Genomic DNA, 17,369 nt, shown 5'->3' with positions numbered 1-17,369 from the left:
TCCTTTGGGTGTGCCTGCCCGGCCATAGAGATGGCCGGGCTTTTTTTGCTCGCAGAAAGTGCGCATCCTGTGCCGGCGATGGGCTGCGCAGCAGCCCCACAATCCCTATGGTTGAACTGCCCAGGCCCAACCCGCTAAGGTCCCCGCCTTGATCCACGAGGGCCAACCATGGGCTACCTGATAATCGTCGCGCTGATCCAGGCGTACTCTTTCAACCTGATCGGCGAATACCTGGCCGGCCATGTCGACAGCTACTTCGCCGTGCTGGTGCGGGTGTTGCTGGCCGGGTTGGTGTTCCTGCCACTGACCCGCTGGCGTCAGGTCGAACCACGCTTCATGCGCTCGATGCTGCTGATCGGCGCGCTGCAGTACGGCATCACCTATGTCTGCCTGTACCTCAGCTTCCGCGTGCTGACGGTGCCGGAGGTACTGCTGTTCACCATCCTCACCCCGTTGCATGTGACCTTGATCGAGGATGCCCTGAATCGGCGCTTCAACCCCTGGGCGCTGCTTGCCGCCCTGGTGGCAGTGGCCGGCGCGGCGGTGATCCGCTTCGACACGGTCACCGGCGAGTTCTTCATCGGCTTCCTGCTGCTGCAACTGGCCAACTTCACCTACGCCGCCGGGCAGGTGCTGTACCGCCATCTGGTGGCCCGCCACCCCAGCGACCTGCCGCACTACCGCCGGTTCGGCTATTTCTACCTGGGCGCGTTGCTGGTGGTATTGCCGGCCTTCCTGCTGTTCGGCAATGCCCAGCACCTGCCGAGCACCGACACCCAGTGGCTGGTGCTGCTGTTCCTCGGCCTGTGTCCGACTGCATTGGGGTTGTACTGGTGGAACAAGGGTGCCTGCCTGGTCTCCGGCGGTACCCTGGCGGTGATGAACAACCTGCATGTGCCGGTGGGCTTGTTGCTCAACCTGCTGATCTGGAACCAGGACGAGCCGCTGGGGCGCCTGGCCATTGGCGGTACGGTGATCCTGGCGTCGGTCTGGTTGAGTCGTTTGGGCGGCCAGCGCGCGAGGCTGCCGGGAGCGGCCTGAGGATCATTGCCGGCGCGGCAGGCCAGTGTGCACGATCAGGCACAACGGCAGGGTCAGCAGCAGTGTGCCTGCCAGCGCCATCAATCCCTGTTCCACCCCAGTGTGGTCGGATATCGCGCCGATCAGCACCGGTGCCAGCGCGCCGCCGCCGACGGTGCCGGTATAGAAACAGGCGAACACCCGCTCGCGCTGCTCGCTGCCGGCGAAGTCCGGCACCAGCCCGGTCAGCACCGACGAGGTGCCGTTGAGTGCCACGCCGATCAGAGGCATCACCAGCATCAACGGCAGGTAGGGCAACAGCAGTGCTACCAGGATCAGCCCGGCGGTCAGCAGCTCGGTGCAGATCACGGTGCGCACCGGCCCCAGCCGGGCGCCCAGGTAGCCGCAGAACAGCTTGCCGAAGGCGCCGCCAATGAACAGCAATGTCAGGGCCAGGCCTATTTGCGCGGTCGTCGCGCCCTTGCTCTGCAGCAGGAACGGCAGGAAGGTCAGAAAACCCATGCGCACGCCACTGTCGAGGGTGCCGGTGGCGATCAGCGCCGCAAGCCCTGACCTTGAGCCAACTCGATCTTGGGCCACGGCCTTGCGCGTTGATCGCCCTGCGAGTGGCGCCTGACGCAATAGCCACCACAGTGCCGCTGCCGCCCCCAGGCCTAGCAGTCCAAGCGCGGTGGCGTTAGCCTGCCATGACACATATACCAGCACCAGGCCGACCAGGCCCGGGATCAGCGCCTTGCCGATATCTCCGGCGAAATTGTACTGGGCCAGGGCCTGCTTCACCTTGCCGCTGCCTTCGTAGGCATCAGCGACCAGCGCGCTGGCCAGCGGGTGCTGGGTACTGGCGCCGAGGCCGGCGAGCATCAGGGCGATCAGCAGAAGGCTCAAGTCGCTCGCCTGGGCGGCCATCAGGTAGGCCAGCCCGGCCAGCGCCGTGCCCCGGACCAACAGGGCCTCGCGGCCCCAGTGTCGGGCACCTTTGCTGGCCAACAACTGAAAACCCGCCATCATGCCGGCGTAGGCGCCGCGCAGCAGCCCGACCTGGGCGTAGCTGAGGCCGAAAGCGACCTGCCAGAGTGGCAGCAACACGTAGATGACATCGGTCAGGCCATCATGCACGCCATGGGCGAGGCTGGCGGCGGCGAGGGTCTTGCGCCGAGACGATGGCGGGGTGTCGTGCAGTGAAGTGCTGGCAATGTCCTGAGGCATGGCTCGCTCACGAAGGTTGTGGCAGGCGTCTGTCGAGCGTCAGGGATAGGCGTGGCGAGTGGGCCGTCGATCTTCCGTGATGACGTCGTCCTGGATGGCTCCAGGGTAGTGCGCCTTGGGGGCGCAATGCAAAGGGCGCCCGCTCGGGCGCCCCGATGGGACGGTCAGGCCTCGCTCAATACGTCCAGGCTGCGTGGCTGGGTCTGAGGCTGCGGCCTGGCCGCCAGCCCTGCACGCATGTCATTACCACTGGGCTGCTGATAAAGGCTCAGCCCGAACTCCGGCAGCACGGCCAACAGGTAGTCGAAGATATCGCCCTGGATGCGCTCGTATTCGGCCCACACCGTGGTGGTGGTGAAGCAGTAGATCTCCAGCGGTACGCCTTCGGCGGTGGTCTGCATCTGGCGGACCATGCAGGTCATGTTCGGGTGCACGTTGGGGTGGCTCTTCAGGTACGCCAGGGCGAAGGCGCGGAAGGTACCGATATTGGTCAACTGTCGGCGGTTGGCCGACAGCCCGGCATTGTGGCCCTGGGCCTCGTTCCATTCGCGCAGCTCCTGGCGCTTGCCGGCCAGGTAGTCGCCGAGCAGACGCACCTGGCCCAGGCGCTGTTCTTCTTCCTGGGTAAGGAAGCGTACGCCTGCGGCATCGATAAACAAGCTGCGCTTGATCCGCCGCCCGCCGGACTGCTGCATGCCGCGGTAGTTGCGGAATGACTCGCTCATCAGGCGCCAGGTGGGGATGGAGACGATGGTCTTGTCGAAGTTCTGCACCTTGACCGTGTGCAGGGTGATGTCGACCACGTCGCCGTCGGCGCCGGCCTGGGGCATCTCGATCCAGTCGCCGACATGCAGCATGTCGTTGCTGGTCAGTTGCACGCTGGCGACGAACGACAACAGGGTGTCCTTGTACACCAACAGCAGCACCGCCGACATGGCGCCCAGACCGGACAGCAACAACAGTGGCGAGCGGTCGATCAGGGTGGCGACGATGACGATGGCGGCAAAGATCCACAGCATCATCTTGGCCAGTTGCATGTAGCCCTTGATCGAGCGGGTGCGGGCATGTTCGGTGCGGGCGTAGATGTCCAGCAGCGCGTCGAGCAGGCAGGACAGGGCGCGGGTCATGAACAGCAGCGTCACGGCCAGGGCAACGTTGCCGAGGAAATGCTGGGCGGCGGCCGACAGCTCCGGTACCAGCTTCAGGCCGAACTGCACCACCAGTGACGGGGTGGTCTGGGCCAGACGATGGAGCACCTTGTTGTGGCGCAGGTCGTCGAGCCACCTGAGCGCCTGTTGGCGCCCCAGCAGGCGGCTGGAGTGCAGCACCAGGAAGCGGGCCAGGCGGCCGATCAGCAGCGAGACGAGCAGCAGCACGGCCAGGCCGAGGGCGGCGTGCAGCAGCGGGTGTTGGTCGAGCGTGCCCCAGAGGTCGAGGGCGTCACGCCAGAAGCGTTGGATGTCCATGGGCTTGGAAACGGTCTGTGTTGCGGTACGAAGCGTTATTAGAGCGTGGATCGGCGCAAAGTTGCCAAAAGAAATTCGGTTCTGGCCACGGAAAACGTTACCCTATGCAACTGAATTTTTCGCACTTGCCCGAGGTTACCCCGTGTTTTCCCAATTCGCCCTGCACGAACGCCTGCTCAAAGCCGTGGCCGAGCTGAAATTTGTCGAGCCGACCCCGGTGCAGGCGGCGGCCATTCCCCTGGCCCTGCAAGGGCGTGACCTGCGGGTGACGGCGCAGACCGGCAGCGGCAAGACTGCCGCCTTCGTGCTGCCACTGCTCAACCGCCTGGTCGACCGCAGCGGCCCGAGCGTTGAAATCCGTGCGCTGATCCTGCTGCCGACCCGCGAACTGGCCCAGCAGACCCTCAAGCAGGTGCAGCTGTTCTCCCAGTTCACCTACATCAAGTCGGGGCTGGTCACCGGCGGTGAAGACTTCAAGGAACAGGCGGCGATGCTGCGCAAGGTGCCGGACGTGCTGATCGGCACCCCGGGCCGACTGCTCGAGCAGCTCAATGCCGGCAACCTCGACCTGTCCCACGTTGACGTGCTGATCCTCGACGAAGCCGACCGCATGCTCGACATGGGCTTCGCCGAAGACATGGAACGCCTGTGCAAAGAGTGCGAAAACCGCAAGCAGACCCTGCTGTTCTCGGCCACCACTGGCGGCGCTGCCCTGCGCGACATCATCGGCAAAGTGCTCAAAGACCCTGAGCACCTGATGCTCAACAGCGTTTCGCAGCTCGCCGAAGGCACCCGCCAGCAGATCATTACCGCTGACCACGACCAGCACAAAGAGCAGATCGTGCAGTGGCTGCTGGCCAACGAGACCTACAAGAAGGCAATCATCTTCACCAACACCCGCGCCCTGGCCGACCGTATCTACGGCCACCTGGTGGCCAAGGAGGTCAAGGCGTTCGTCCTGCACGGCGAGAAGGACCAGAAGGACCGCAAGCTGGCCATCGACCGCTTCAAGGACGGCGGCTCCAAGGTGCTGGTGGCCACTGACGTCGCGGCCCGCGGCCTGGATATCGACGGCCTCGACCTGGTGATCAACTTCGACATGCCACGCAGCGGCGACGAGTACGTGCACCGTATCGGTCGCACCGGCCGTGCCGGCGGCGAAGGCCTGGCGATCTCGCTGATCACCCACAACGACTGGAACCTGATGTCGAGCATCGAACGCTACCTCAAGCAGCAGTTCGAGCGCCGCGTCATCAAGGAAGTCAAGGGTACCTACAACGGTCCGAAGAAGGTCAAGGCGTCGGGCAAGGCTGCCGGCACCAAGAAGAAAAAGACCGAGAAGAAGGCGGGCGCCGACAAGAAAGGCGCCGTCAAGCGCAAGCCGTCCGCCAAGCCGAAGGCCAACGCGCCGCTGGCCAGCGCCGATGGCCTGGCACCGCTGAAAAAGCGCAAGCCGGCAGCTGAGTAAGCCCCTCCGGCAATGAGCCCGCCACTGCAACGGTGGCGGGTTGCTTCACCTCTTTCCCCAGGGCGCGTAGCCCATTTCCCAAACCCTCTTCCAGCCCGGGCATTTTGTCGCCCGAGCGCCACACTCCTCTGGCATGTGCAGCCAAGGAGGAGTAGCGTATGTACAGCTGTAAATACGATTGTCCCGTGCGATTTGAATGGGACGAGGAAAAGAACCAGCTCAACATCCGCAAGCACGGTATCGACTTCAACGATGTGCCCGAGATGTTCCGCCAGCCGATGCTGGCGCTGCGTGATGAGCGATTCGAGTACCCGGAGGCACGCTGGATCGGTATGGGCTGGATCAATGCCTGGGTCAGCGTGGTCGCCTACACCGAACGGCAGGGTGATGTGATCCGCATCATTTCCGCCAGAAGAGCCACTCGACGTGAGGTAACGCGCTATGTCGAAACCGTCCAGAAGCTGTGAGCAAGACCAAGCCCCGGTCGATACCTCGGACATCCCCGAACTCGACGATGACTTCTTCCGCCGCGCCGAGCTGCGGGTGCCGGCCAAGCAGACAGTGACCATCCGCCTGGATGCCGATGTACTGACCTGGTTCAAGGAGCAGGGCGCCGGCTACCAGACCCGCATCAACCAGTTGCTTCGTCAGTACATGCAGGCCCAGCAGCGGCGTTGATCCGGGCGCGGTCAGGTTTTCCTTTCCGCTTCCTTCAGCTCCTGGATGCGCTTGTCGATCAACTGGCACTTGTCCGGCAGGTCCTTGCTGGCGGTGCCGAGGTCCATGTGCTGGAGCTCGTCGTTGATCTCCTTGGCCTTTTGAGCGTTCTGCTCGGTCAGCTGGCTCACCAAGCCTGCCAGTTGCTCTCTTTTCTGCGTGGCCTCTTCCGGTGTGCAGGCCCAGATGGGCTGCGCGCAGAGCAGGGCTGTCGCGCAGAGGATGCAGGGTAGCGGTTTCATCCTTTGGTTCCCTTGTCAGTCGATTCCTGCGGTGGAGGTCGTTGGCGGATCAGAAGTTCAGCGTGAGCGACTGGCGGAACAAGTGTCGCTCAGTCTTGTATTCGGCCCAGCATTGGCCAGGAAGAAGCAGACCCTGGTTCGCTCATGAGGGAGCTTGTTGAGGGTGAGGCGACCCTCCTGGTTTTGATTGAACACCTGGCAACCTCTGTCAGTCCCACGCTGTGTACCTACTTGTCCACAGCAGGAGGCTTACCCCATGAGCACATACGACTGGGACCTGATCGAACGCTTGCTGCACGAAGTGCAGAACGGCGCCGGTCACAGTTTCACGCCGCGCCCCTATGCCGAGCAGCATGCCGCCGCGCTGGCCGCCGATGGTGAGGCGCCGGGTGATCTGAACCAGCTCAAGGCCCAGGCCTGCAAGTACGAAAAGATCCTCTTCGAACGCGGTTTCATCGAGAGCCGGCCTGAAGCGGAAGGCGGCAACGGCGAGAATTTCGTCCTCAGCCCACGCGGCTCGCGCCTGCTCAGCCTGATCGACAGCAGCATTCCGGGCTTCGAACATCCACGCCAGGTGCTCGATGAACAGCCCGATGCCCTGGATGAAGCCACCTTCGAGCACGTCTCGGCCAAGGCGCAGATCGCTGGCGGGTCAATTTAGACTGGCATCGGCAAGGCCGGTCCCCCGATAATCGGGATCCATTCTCACTGCCGAGCCTTGCCATGTCGTTCAATCCGCAGAGGGGCCGCCCATGACCGCGGTCCGCAAGAACCCCGACGCTTTTGCTTTCCAGGTCATGCTGGGGCTGTGCCTGATCTGGGGCTGCCAGCAGGTGCTGATCAAATCCGCCGCGGTGGATATCGCACCGGTCATGCAAGCGGCGTTTCGTAATGGCATCGCGGCGGTACTGGTCGGCTTGCTGGTGTGCTTCCGGGGTGGTTGGAACCAGGTCGGCAGCACCTGGCGTGCCGGGCTGCTGGCCGGCGCGCTGTTCGGCCTGGAGTTCCTGTTCATCGCCGAGGGACTGAAGCTGACCTCGGCGGCGCATATGTCGGTGTTCCTCTACACCGCGCCGATCTTCACCGCCCTGGGGCTGCATTTCATGATGCCCAGCGAGCGGCTGCGGCTGTTGCAGTGGCTGGGCATTCTGCTGGCGTTTGCAGGGATTGCCCTGGCCTTCGCGGGTAGTGTTTCCCTGGAGCACCTCGATGGGCGCATGCTGCTTGGCGACGCGCTGGCGATCCTCGCGGGCCTGGCGTGGGGCGCGACCACGGTGGTGGTGCGCGGCTCGCGGTTGTCCGAGGCGCCAGCGACCCTGACCCTGTTCTACCAGCTGGCCGTGGGGTTTGTCGGGCTGGTGCTGATCGCCTTGGTGAGTGGACAGATCGCTGACTTCTCGCTGACCCCGCTGGCGGTGGGCAGCGTGCTGTTCCAGGGGATCGTGGTGTCGTTCGTGAGCTATCTGACCTGGTTCTGGTTGCTACGCAAGTACCTGGCGTCGAACCTGGCGGTGTTTTCCTTCATTACGCCGCTGTTCGGGGTGACCTTCGGTGTGCTGCTGCTGGACGAGCCGCTGAGCCTGAACTTCGTGATCGGCGCGGTGATGGTGCTGCTCGGGGTGATCATGGTCAGCGCCGAGGCGTGGGTGCGGCAGCAGTTGCGCAAACTGGTGGGATGACAGGGCGCAAGCAAGTGCCGGTCCTTGAGGTATTAGATGCCACAGGACCGGCAAGGCATTTCGCCTAGCCTACACCTTGCTGGGATAAGTGGGGTCTGGCAGCCATGTCTATTCCCAACGCTTTCATTACAGTCAGGAACGATTTGAGCGTTGGGTTGCCGTGTTCACTGAACGAGCGGTAAAGCTGCTCGCGAGACAGGCCTGTTTCCTTTGCCAGTTCACTCATGCCCCTGGCGCGAGCCACCACGCCCACGGCTTTTGCTACGTAGGCTGCATCCCCTGTCTCCAATGCATCGGTCATGAACTGCGCGATGGTTTCCGGGGAAGTCAGATAGGCGGCGGCGTCGAATTCATGGAACGTTTCAGTCATTTTGCATCCTCCACGACTGCAGGATCTGCCGGGCTGCCTTGATGTCCCGTTGCTGGCTGCTTTTGTCGCCGCCGCAAAGCAGGATGATCAAGGTATCGCCGTATTGGTGAAAATACACCCGATAGCCTGGGCCGTAATGGACTCTCAGCTCACTCATGCCATGGCCGACCGGTGAAACGTCACCCGCTAGCCCTTCCTTGAGTCGGTTGACACGAGCGACGATTCTGGCCCTTACCGTGGCATCCCGAAGCCCGATCAGCCAATGCCTGAAACTGCTGGATTCGATGGTTTTCATCGAGTGAATGTAGTTTATAAAATACAATGGCAAAGGCTGCAAATGGTTTCGACCTTTTGCAGCCGGGTTTTCCCTGTCAGGCCATTCGGGTTCTTGATGGGCAGCCCTGCAAACTGCGGTTTCCCCTGATGACCAGCACGCCAGCCATGGCTAGCCCTGTCGCTGCCAGCACCAAGGCAGGCTGCAGGCTGGCACTGTAGTGGCTGCTCAACGCCGCCAGCAGCGGCCCACTCAATTGCCCAAGGGCGAAACAAGCGGTCAACATCCCGGCATTGCGCTGTGTGCCATGGGGCGCCAGCTCCCGCGAGCGCTGCATCACCAGTTGCATGCAGGCCAGGAACGGCCCGCCGCACAGCAGCACGCCCAATGCCAGGCCGACGCCGCCGCCCAGCAGGCAGGCCAGTACACCCAGCCCTTGCAACCACAAGGTGATGCTCAGCCAGGTCGAGGTGCGGCCCGGGCGAAGCAGGCTGACGATCATCACACCCAGCGCCGAGGCCAGGCCGAACGCCGGCCAGAACAGGTCGGCCAGCCATTGCCCATGGAACTGCTGGCTGGCCATCTGCGACAGGAAGGTCGCCGGCAGGATGTAGCCGATCCCGTAGAGCGCGTAGACCAGGCCCAGGCGGCCGATGCCATTGTTGGGGCCGCGGTCGTTGCCAAGGGGCAAGGTGACGGGTTCGAGCGCTCGTGGTAGCCACGGCAGCACCGCGAGCAGCATGACCAGTGCGGCGACCCCATAAATCAGCCACAGGGCCGCCGAATCCAGCCCCAGCAGGTGCGCGGCCAAGGCCAGCAAGCCTGTCACCGCAATCCCGACACCGGGTCCGGCGAACACCAGTGCGCCGAGGCGCTGGCGGCCATGGGCACTGGCCAGTTGCTGGCTGAGGCTGGCAATCATCACCAGCACCCAGGCGCTGGCCACGCCGGTGCCGAAGCGCAGCAGCAAATGGCTCCAGAACCCGTCGGCCGCCCACGATGCCAGGGTCAGCAATACGCACAACCACAGCCCGCCATGCAGGCGCAGGCGTACCTGGCGTGGCTGGCGGGCGAACATGCCGTCCACCGCGCCAAGAAAGTAGCCCAGGTAGTTGGCGGCGGCGACCAGGCCGCCAGCGGTCAGGTCGAACTGGCCCTCGGCGATCAGCCGGGGCAGTTGTGGGGTCAGGGCGAAGCGGCCGATGCCCATGGCCATCATCAGCGCCACGGCGCTGGCCAGCAGTTGTACGAAGGGCGACATGGAAGTCTCCTGCACGAAGGGATGCGATGGATGGCAGGGTAGGGCGCATTGACTTTCAATAAAATTGAATAATGATGATGAAGTTGTTCTGTTTTGGAGAATTTCATGGAGTTCAGCCAACTGCGCATCTTCCAGGCCGTGGCCGAGGAGGGTTCGGTTACCCGCGCCGCCGAGCGCTTGCACCGAGTGCCGTCGAACCTGTCGACGCGCCTGCGTCAGCTCGAGGAGCAGCTGGGGGTGGAGTTGTTCCTGCGCGAGCGCCAGCGCTTGCAGCTGTCGCCAGCCGGCAAGGTGCTGCTCGACTACGCCAACCGCCTTTCCAACCTGCGCGACGAAGCGCTCGCGGCGGTGCAGGGGGGCCAGCCAGCGGGGGATTTCGTGCTGGGCACCATGTACAGCACCGCGGCCATTCATTTGCCAGCGCTACTGGCGCGTTATCACCAGGCTTATCCAGCCGTGAACCTGCAGGTCCAGGCGGCGCCTAGTGCGGAACTACTCGAAGGCGTGCTCAGCCATCGGCTGGACGCGGCGTTGGTCGACGGCCCGCTCAACCTGGCCGGGCTGGATGGCGTGCCACTGTGCGAGGAAACGCTGGTACTGATCACCAGCCCCGAACACCCGGTGGTGCACAGCGCCAGTGACGTTGCCGGCAAGGCGGTGTTCACCTTCCGCCAGGGCTGCTCGTACCGCATGCGCCTGGAAGCCTGGTATGCCCATGCCCACACGCCCATGGGCCGGGTGATGGAGATCGAGTCCTACCAGAGCATGCTGGCCTGCGTGATCGCCGGGGCCGGGGTGGCACTCATGGCGCAATCGATGCTCGACAGCCTGCCGGGGCGCGACCAGGTGCGTGCCCACCGCTTGCAGGCACCGTTCGATCATGCGATGACCTGGTTGATGTGGCGCCAGGGCAAACGCGGGGCCAATCTGCAGGCCTGGATCGATTTGCAACAAAGCGAAACGATTGACCGACCGTCGGAAGCTGCCATCTGCGCTTGATCCGGGTCAGAATCGCCCATATCTGTAAGAACAGAGGCATGCGCAATACAAGACATCGGACTATGATCTGTATGACGCATCGCAAGATTGATTGACCGTGAGGCTGACCCGTCAAGGGGGCAATATGAACGAACGCATGTACAACTGGCTCCATGACCTCGCCGTCGCCCTGGGCCTGCTCCCGCCACCGTTGCAGCCGGTGCCGATCCCGACCGACGAAGAACAGCGCAAGCGCCAGCCGCGTCGGCGCTGACCACAAGGTAAAAGGCCGCCGCATCCAATCGATGCGGCGGCCTTTTGCGTTCAAGGGGCGCGCTTTCGGGAGCGCAGCGCCCAATTCCGGTGCTACTTGCCGCGGATAAGCCGACGCAGCGCGAAGCGGTTGGGATGGCACGCCTCGGCCACCGCCCTGGGCACCGGCAGCGGCTCACCGCTGACCCAAGCTGCAATCAGTTCGCCAGACAGCGGCGCGGTGATCAGGCCCCGTGAGCCGTGCCCACTGTTCACATACAGCCCCTTCAGCCACGGGCAGGCGACATCTGGTACCTGCCGCGCATCCTTGCCCAACATGGCGTAGGCCTCGTTGAATGCCTCGACATCGGCCATCGGCCCGACGATGGGCAGGTAATCCGGGCTGGTGCAGCGAAACGCCGCCCGGCCCTGCAACTGCGCCGGGTCCAGCTCTGCGGTGCGCAGGCGGGCGGCGAGGTCTGTGGAGATGTCATCGAGCAGCGCCAGGTTACCCTGATGCTCGGCCACGGTTGGTGTCAGGTCTTCGCTGTTGAAGTCGAAGCTGGCGCCAAGGGTGTGCTCGTCCCCGCGCGGGGGCGCTACGTAGCCGTCGGCACAGACCACGGTGCGCAGCGCACGGCTGCTTTCGGTCACGGGCAGGCGGGTGATCTGCCCACGAATGCGCTTGAGCGGCAGCCCGGCGCACGCCGGGAAACGGCGGATATCGGCGGCGCCGGCCAGCACCACCAGCGGTGCGCTGGCCAGCAGCCGCTCACCCTCCCAGGCCTGCCACAGCCCATCGGTACGGCGCAGCTCGAGCACATCGGCGTGGGTAAGCAGGCGGATACGCGGGTGGTCCAGCTGGGCCTGGCACAGCGCAGGCGGGTGCACCCAGCCACCTTCGGGGTAGTACAGGCCACCGCTGGGCAACGCGACCCCGGCGATGGCTTCGGCCTGGGCGCGCTCCAGGCGCTGCAGCAGGCTGTTGTCAAAGGCCGCTGCCAGCTTGGCCTGGCGCGCATTTTCCTGATCATCGAAAGCCAGTTGCAATACGCCGCAGGCATTCCAGTCCTGGCCACGCTGCAGGTGCTCGAGCCAGCGGCGGGTGTAGCCGAAGCCGGTGAGGATCATCTGCGAAAGGGCGGTGCCGTGGGCGGAAAGCTTGAGGTACAGCACACCTTGTGGATTGCCCGAGGCCTCCCGGGCCGGGCCGTCGTGGCGCTCCAGCACGCAGACCTGCCAGCCTCGTGCTGCCAGGCTCCGGGCCGTGGCGCTGCCGGCCAGGCCGGCGCCGATCACCAGCGCTTCGCGCGGCCCCGATACGGGTGCCGGGTGTGCGTACCAGGGCGCTGCGCGAGCGACGGGCGCACCGCTGTAGACCCCGTGCATCACTTCCCACTTCTTGCCGATGCCCGGCACTTTCTTCATGGTGAAGCCGGCCTCGATCAGCGAGCGACGCACCCAGCCGGTGGTGGTGAAGGTACCCAGGGTGGTGCCGGGGTGCGACAGCCGCGCCAGTTGGGCGAACAGTTCCGGCGTCCACATGTCGGGGTTCTTCGCCGGGGCGAAGCCATCGAGGAACCAGGCATCGATGCGGGCGTCGAGCTGAGGCAACTGTTCCAGGGCGTCGCCGATCATCAGCGTCAGGGTGACGCGGCCACCGTCGAGGCTGAATTGCTGGAAGCCCGGGTGGATCGCCACGTACTGCTCCAGCAACGGCTGGGTGAAAGTGGCCAGTTCCGGCCACAGCCGCATGGCGCGGGCCAGGTCGTCGCGGGCCAGTGGGTACTTTTCGACGCTGACGAAATGCAGGCGTGCGTCGGCGGGCGCAAGCTCCGCGAACAGTTGCCAGGCACAGAAGAAGTTCATGCCGGTGCCAAAGCCCGTTTCACCGATCACCAGGCAGGCATGCGGCTGCAGCTCGGCGAAGCGCTGGCGCAGGTGATTCTGCTCGATGAACACATGCAGGGTCTCGTCGATGCCTTCGTTGATGGCGAAGTAGACATCGTCGTATTGCCGGGAGTGGGGGCGGCCCTGGTCATCCCAGTCGATCTGGGCCTGTGTAGGGAGGAGGGTGTCGGACATGGTCGGCTCGGTTGCAGCAAAGGGTGGATCTTAAGCTATCTGCAGACGCTTGCGTCGTTCGTGGCAGCGGCCTGGTGTCGCGATGCTGAGCGCAGAGGGCGCAAAAATCCTGCTCGATCCGCTAATCTTGCTTATCCATTGAAGGAGCCCTCCATGTTCGAATCCGCCGAAATCGGTCACAGCATCGACAAGGAAACCTACGAGGCCGAAGTGCCCGCCCTGCGCGAGGCCTTGCTCGAAGCCCAGTACGAACTCAAGCAGCAGGCGCGCTTTCCGGTGATCGTGCTGATCAACGGCATCGAGGGCGCCGGTAAAGGCGAGACGGTCAAGCTGCTCAACGAGTGGATGGACCCGCGGCTGATCGAGGTACGCACGTTCGACCAGCAGACCGACGAAGAGCTGGCCCGCCCGCCGGCCTGGCGCTACTGGCGGGCGCTGCCACCGAAGGGGCGCATGGGCGTGTTCTTCGGCAACTGGTACAGCCAGATGCTCGAGGGGCGGGTGCACGGCCAGTTCAAGGACGCCGTGCTCGACCAGGCCATCGCCGGAGCAGAGCGCCTGGAGCAGATGCTGTGCGACGAGGGCGCGCTGATCATCAAGTTCTGGTTCCACCTGTCCAAGAAGCAGATGAAGGCGCGGCTCAAGGCGCTCAAGGAAGACCCGCTGCACAACTGGCGCATCAGCCCGCTGGACTGGCAGCAGTCGGAAACCTACGACCGCTTCGTGCGCTTCGGCGAGCGGGTGCTGCGCCGTACCAGCCGCGACTATGCGCCCTGGCATGTGGTCGAGGGCGTCGACCCGCATTACCGCAGCCTGGCGGTGGGGCGCATCCTGCTCGAAAGCCTGCAGGCCGCGCTGGCCAACAATCCCAAGGGCAAGCACCAGGGCAATGTCGCGCCCCTGGGGCGCAGCATCGACCAGAAGAGCCTGCTCGGTGCCCTGGACATGACCCTGCGCCTGGACAAGCACGACTACCAGGAACAGCTGGTCACCGAACAGGCACGCCTGGCCGGCCTGCTGCGCGACAAGCGCATGCGCCGTCACGCCCTGGTGGCGGTGTTCGAAGGCAATGATGCGGCCGGCAAGGGCGGGGCCATCCGTCGGGTGGCGGCGGCGCTGGACCCGCGCCAGTACCGCATCGTACCGATTGCCGCGCCCACCGAGGAAGAACGTGCCCAGCCGTACCTGTGGCGCTTCTGGCGCCATATCCCGGCCCGCGGCAAGTTCACCATCTTCGACCGCTCCTGGTATGGCCGCGTGCTGGTGGAGCGTGTCGAGGGCTTCTGCAGCCCGGCGGACTGGATGCGCGCCTACGGCGAGATCAACGACTTCGAGGAGCAACTGAGCAACGCCGGGGTGGTGGTGGTCAAGTTCTGGCTGGCCATCGACCAGCAGACCCAGCTGGAGCGTTTCGAGGAGCGTGAGCAGATCCCGTTCAAGCGCTACAAGATCACCGAGGAAGACTGGCGCAACCGCGACAAGTGGGATGTCTATTCCGAAGCGGTGGGCGACATGGTCGACCGCACCAGCACCGAGATCGCGCCGTGGACCCTGGTGGAGGCTAACGACAAGCGCTGGGCGCGGGTGAAGGTGCTGCGCACGATCAACCAGGCACTGGAGGCGGCGTTCGCCAAGGACAAGAAGTAGGTGAATCGTGCATGGGTGTTGGCTTGGCCCTTTCGCGGGGCAAGTCGCATCGGCGCACCGCCGCTCCCACGAAAGCCCGCCCACGCATTGAGCATGCATCCAGGGAATGACCTGATGAAATCTTTTCCCACCACATCCTTCCCGGCAAGCCTTTAGACTGCAGCTTCCCCCGCCAAGGCCTGATTCGAGGACACCATGCACATTACTTCCGGACGCTGGGTCCAGGGCCTGCTGCTGGCGCTGCTGACCGCGTTTCTCTGGGGCATCCTGCCGATCAAGCTCAAGCAAGTGCTGCAGGTGATGGACCCGGTGACCGTCACCTGGTACCGCCTGAGCGTTTCCGGCGGCCTGCTGTTCGCCTGGCTGGCGGCCAATCGGCGGCTGCCGTCTTTCAGCGGTCTCGGTGTCAAGGGCAAGGGCCTGGTGGCCGTCGCGGTGGCGGGGCTGGTTGGCAACTACGTGCTGTACCTGGTCGGGCTCAACCTGCTCAGTCCCGGTACCGCGCAACTGGTGGTGCAACTGGGGCCGGTGTTGTTGCTGGTGGCCAGCGTCTTCGTCTTCAAGGAGCGCTTCAGCCTGGGGCAGGGCCTCGGGCTGCTGGTGCTGCTGGTGGGGTTCGCGTTGTTCTTCAACCAGCGTCTGGAAGAACTGCTCACGTCACTCGGCGCCTACACCACCGGTGTGCTGACGATCATCCTGGCGACCAGCATCTGGGTGTTCTATGCCCTGAGCCAGAAGCAATTGCTGACGGTGTGGAACTCGCAGCAGGTGATGATGGTGATCTACGTCTGCTGCGCGCTGCTGCTGACGCCTTGGGTGCATCCGCTGGAGGCGTTGCAGCTCAGCCCGTTGCAGGGCTGGCTGTTGCTGGCCTGCTGCCTGAACACACTGGTGGCCTATGGCGCGTTCGCCGAGGCACTGGCGCATTGGGAGGCCTCGCGGGTGAGCGCGACCCTAGCGCTGACGCCGCTGGTGACGTTCGTTGCGGTCGCGCTGGCGGCCTGGCTCTGGCCGGACTACGTGCATGCCGAGCAGATCAATGGCCTGGGGTATGTCGGGGCGGTGACCGTGGTACTGGGCTCGGCACTGGTGGCGCTGGGGCCATCGCTGGTGGCTGGCTGGAAAGCGCGTCGGGTGCAGGTTGATTGATGGCCTCATCGCGGTGCAAGTCGCATCGCGATGAGGCCGCCGGATCAGCCCTTGCCGCCGGGCGCCAGCATGTTCTCTGGCCGCACCCACTGGTCGAACTGCTCGTTGGTCAGGTACTTGAGCTCCAGCGCCGCCTCGCGCAGGGTCTTGCCCTCTGCGTAGGCTTTCTTGGCGATTTCCGCCGCCTTGTCGTAGCCAATGTGCGGGTTCAGCGCGGTTACCAGCATCAACCCACGCTCCAGGTGCGCCGCCATCTGCTCGGCGTCCGGCTCGATGCCGGCCACGCAGTGCTGCTGGAAGTTGCTGCAACCATCGGCCAGCAGTTCGATCGACTGCAGCAGGTTGTGGATGATTACCGGTTTGAACACGTTCAGTTGCAGGTGGCCCTGGCTTGCGGCAAAGCCGATCGCCGTATCGTTGCCCAGCACCTGGCAGGCCAGCATCGACAGTGCCTCGCATTGGGTCGGGTTGACCTTGCCGGGCATGATCGAGCTGCCCGGCTCGTTGGCTGGCAGGCGTACCTCGGCAATCCCCGCGCGCGGGCCGGAACCCAGCAGGCGCAGGTCGTTGGCGATCTTCATCAGGGCCACGGCCAGGGTCTTCAGCGCGCCGGCCAGGCTGGTCAGCGGCTCATGGCCGGCCAGGGCGGCGAACTTGTTCGGCGCGGTGACGAACGGCAGGCCGGACAAGGCCGCCAGCTCAGCGGCGATGGCTTCGGCGAAACCGTGCGGGGCATTGAGCCCGGTGCCCACGGCGGTGCCGCCCTGGGCCAGTTCGCAAACTGCTGGCAAGGTTGCGCGGATGGCGCGCTGGGCGTAGTCGAGCTGGGCGACGAAGGCCGAGACCTCCTGGCCGAAGGTGATCGGCGTTGCGTCCATCATATGCGTGCGCCCGGTCTTGACCAGGTGCGTGTGGCGCGCCGACAGCTCGGCCAGCCCGGCCGACAGTTCGGCGATCGCCGGCAGCAGTTTGTCATGCACGGCCTGGGCCGCGGCGATGTGCATGGCGGTGGGGAAGCAGTCGTTGGAACTCTGCGAGCGGTTGACGTGATCGTTGGGATGCACTGGCACCTTGCCGCCACGGCCCTTGCCGGCCAGCTCGTTGGCGCGCCCGGCGATCACCTCGTTGACGTTCATGTTGCTCTGGGTGCCGCTGCCGGTCTGCCACACCACCAGCGGAAACTGGTCGTCGTGCTCGCCGTCGAGCACTTCGTCGGCGGCCTGCTCGATCAGGCGGGCGATATCGGCGGGCAGGTCGCCGTTGCGGTCGTTGACCCGGGCAGCGGCTTTCTTGACCAGCGCCAGGGCGTGCAGTACCGCGAGCGGCATGCGCTCCTTGCCGATGGCGAAGTTGATCAGCGAACGCTGGGTCTGCGCACCCCAGTAGGCGTCCTCCGGAACTTCGACCGGGCCCAGGCTGTCTGTCTCGATACGGCTCATGCTGCGCTCACTCCTTTGTGGTTCGAAATCGCAGTTTAGGCCCTGATTCGACAGAGCGGTTCCGTCGCTCGTCGTGCCACTTGAGCACTTCGCCA

The 17,369-nt window shown here is 64.6% G+C and carries 18 protein-coding genes; 10 read left to right on the top strand and 8 right to left on the bottom strand.

The genetic code is table 11. The features are described from left to right. Window positions 1-168: 168 nt before the first annotated feature. A complete protein-coding gene (locus tag ACODS9_RS08190) occupies window positions 169-1,041 on the top strand; it encodes a carboxylate/amino acid/amine transporter (protein WP_367856804.1) in 873 nt (290 codons plus the stop codon). 3 nt (window positions 1,042-1,044) lie between these two features. Here the strand turns inward: ACODS9_RS08190 and ACODS9_RS08185 are convergent, their stop codons facing one another. Together ACODS9_RS08185 and ACODS9_RS08180 are read right to left on the bottom strand one after the other, a co-directional pair. After that, the gene (locus ACODS9_RS08185) at window positions 1,045-2,247 is read right to left on the bottom strand and encodes an MFS transporter (RefSeq protein WP_489093669.1); all 1,203 of its coding nucleotides are present in this window, start codon (window positions 2,245-2,247) and stop codon (window positions 1,045-1,047) included. Between the two features lie 164 nt (window positions 2,248-2,411). Next, window positions 2,412-3,713: a mechanosensitive ion channel family protein gene (locus ACODS9_RS08180; protein ID WP_046856644.1), complete on the bottom strand. Its 1,302-nt coding sequence runs from the start codon at window positions 3,711-3,713 to the stop codon at window positions 2,412-2,414. Window positions 3,714-3,855: 142 nt separating this feature from the next. On the opposite strand from ACODS9_RS08180, the gene ACODS9_RS08175 reads away from it, so the two are divergent. The 3 genes from ACODS9_RS08175 to ACODS9_RS08165 all read left to right on the top strand — a co-directional run bounded on the left by ACODS9_RS08175 (window position 3,856) and on the right by ACODS9_RS08165 (window position 5,859). Continuing rightward, window positions 3,856-5,181: a DEAD/DEAH box helicase gene (locus ACODS9_RS08175; protein ID WP_401104071.1), complete on the top strand. Its 1,326-nt coding sequence runs from the start codon at window positions 3,856-3,858 to the stop codon at window positions 5,179-5,181. Window positions 5,182-5,366: 185 nt separating this feature from the next. Then, the gene (locus ACODS9_RS08170; RefSeq protein ID WP_031315381.1) at window positions 5,367-5,648 is read left to right on the top strand and encodes a BrnT family toxin; all 282 of its coding nucleotides are present in this window, start codon (window positions 5,367-5,369) and stop codon (window positions 5,646-5,648) included. Continuing rightward, window positions 5,623-5,859: a BrnA antitoxin family protein gene (locus ACODS9_RS08165; protein WP_094010018.1), complete on the top strand. Its 237-nt coding sequence runs from the start codon at window positions 5,623-5,625 to the stop codon at window positions 5,857-5,859. Before ACODS9_RS08170 ends, ACODS9_RS08165 begins: the two co-directional genes overlap by 26 nt. Window positions 5,860-5,870: 11 nt before the next feature. Here ACODS9_RS08165 and ACODS9_RS08160 read toward each other — a convergent pair whose 3' ends face one another. After that, window positions 5,871-6,140 carry a hypothetical protein gene (locus ACODS9_RS08160; RefSeq protein ID WP_094010017.1) on the bottom strand — a complete coding sequence of 90 codons (270 nt, stop codon included), beginning with the start codon at window positions 6,138-6,140 and terminating at the stop codon, window positions 5,871-5,873. 256 nt (window positions 6,141-6,396) lie between these two features. On the opposite strand from ACODS9_RS08160, the gene ACODS9_RS08155 reads away from it, so the two are divergent. Continuing rightward, window positions 6,397-6,801, top strand: coding sequence for a transcriptional regulator (locus ACODS9_RS08155; RefSeq protein WP_102684355.1), 405 nt, complete (start codon window positions 6,397-6,399; stop codon window positions 6,799-6,801). A 91-nt stretch (window positions 6,802-6,892) separates the two neighbouring features. Then, the gene (locus tag ACODS9_RS08150) at window positions 6,893-7,819 is read left to right on the top strand and encodes a DMT family transporter (RefSeq protein WP_110698017.1); all 927 of its coding nucleotides are present in this window, start codon (window positions 6,893-6,895) and stop codon (window positions 7,817-7,819) included. A 64-nt stretch (window positions 7,820-7,883) separates the two neighbouring features. Here ACODS9_RS08150 and ACODS9_RS08145 read toward each other — a convergent pair whose 3' ends face one another. The 3 genes from ACODS9_RS08145 to ACODS9_RS08135 all read right to left on the bottom strand — a co-directional run bounded on the left by ACODS9_RS08145 (window position 7,884) and on the right by ACODS9_RS08135 (window position 9,724). Beyond that, window positions 7,884-8,189 (bottom strand): addiction module antidote protein, encoded by a 306-nt coding sequence (locus ACODS9_RS08145; protein WP_110698019.1) that lies wholly within the window; start codon window positions 8,187-8,189, stop codon window positions 7,884-7,886. After that, window positions 8,182-8,484 (bottom strand): type II toxin-antitoxin system RelE/ParE family toxin, encoded by a 303-nt coding sequence (locus ACODS9_RS08140; protein WP_489093668.1) that lies wholly within the window; start codon window positions 8,482-8,484, stop codon window positions 8,182-8,184. Before ACODS9_RS08140 ends, ACODS9_RS08145 begins: the two co-directional genes overlap by 8 nt. A gap of 76 nt (window positions 8,485-8,560) precedes the next feature. Further along, on the bottom strand, window positions 8,561-9,724 hold the full coding sequence (locus ACODS9_RS08135) for an MFS transporter (RefSeq protein WP_489093667.1): 1,164 nt from the start codon (window positions 9,722-9,724) through the stop codon (window positions 8,561-8,563). A gap of 105 nt (window positions 9,725-9,829) precedes the next feature. Here ACODS9_RS08135 and ptrR point away from each other — a divergent pair, with 105 nt between their 5' ends. Both ptrR and ACODS9_RS08125 read left to right on the top strand, forming a co-directional pair. Beyond that, complete coding sequence (ptrR, locus tag ACODS9_RS08130) at window positions 9,830-10,723, top strand: putrescine utilization regulator PtrR (RefSeq protein ID WP_046856637.1); 894 nt, start codon at window positions 9,830-9,832, stop codon at window positions 10,721-10,723. 124 nt (window positions 10,724-10,847) lie between these two features. Next, on the top strand, window positions 10,848-10,976 hold the full coding sequence (locus ACODS9_RS08125; protein ID WP_256206021.1) for a PA1414 family protein: 129 nt from the start codon (window positions 10,848-10,850) through the stop codon (window positions 10,974-10,976). Between the two features lie 92 nt (window positions 10,977-11,068). Here the strand turns inward: ACODS9_RS08125 and mnmC are convergent, their stop codons facing one another. Next, entirely contained in the window at window positions 11,069-13,039 is a 1,971-nt protein-coding gene (gene mnmC / locus ACODS9_RS08120; RefSeq protein WP_489093666.1) for a bifunctional tRNA (5-methylaminomethyl-2-thiouridine)(34)-methyltransferase MnmC2/FAD-dependent 5-carboxymethylaminomethyl-2-thiouridine(34) oxidoreductase MnmC1, read from the bottom strand. A gap of 153 nt (window positions 13,040-13,192) precedes the next feature. On the opposite strand from mnmC, the gene pap reads away from it, so the two are divergent. After that, window positions 13,193-14,686 carry a polyphosphate:AMP phosphotransferase gene (gene pap, locus ACODS9_RS08115; protein WP_401104054.1) on the top strand — a complete coding sequence of 498 codons (1,494 nt, stop codon included), beginning with the start codon at window positions 13,193-13,195 and terminating at the stop codon, window positions 14,684-14,686. Window positions 14,687-14,881: 195 nt separating this feature from the next. Next, window positions 14,882-15,835: a DMT family transporter gene (locus tag ACODS9_RS08110; protein ID WP_489093665.1), complete on the top strand. Its 954-nt coding sequence runs from the start codon at window positions 14,882-14,884 to the stop codon at window positions 15,833-15,835. 44 nt (window positions 15,836-15,879) lie between these two features. On the opposite strand, the gene ACODS9_RS08105 is transcribed toward ACODS9_RS08110, so the two are convergent. Next, window positions 15,880-17,274 carry a class II fumarate hydratase gene (locus ACODS9_RS08105; protein WP_401104048.1) on the bottom strand — a complete coding sequence of 465 codons (1,395 nt, stop codon included), beginning with the start codon at window positions 17,272-17,274 and terminating at the stop codon, window positions 15,880-15,882. Between the last annotated feature and the right edge of the window lie 95 nt (window positions 17,275-17,369).

It is taken from the genome of Pseudomonas sp. FG36 (assembly GCF_057809275.1).
The sequence above is the reverse complement of the archived record's forward strand: the minus strand, read 5'-3'. Positions and strand labels throughout refer to the sequence as shown.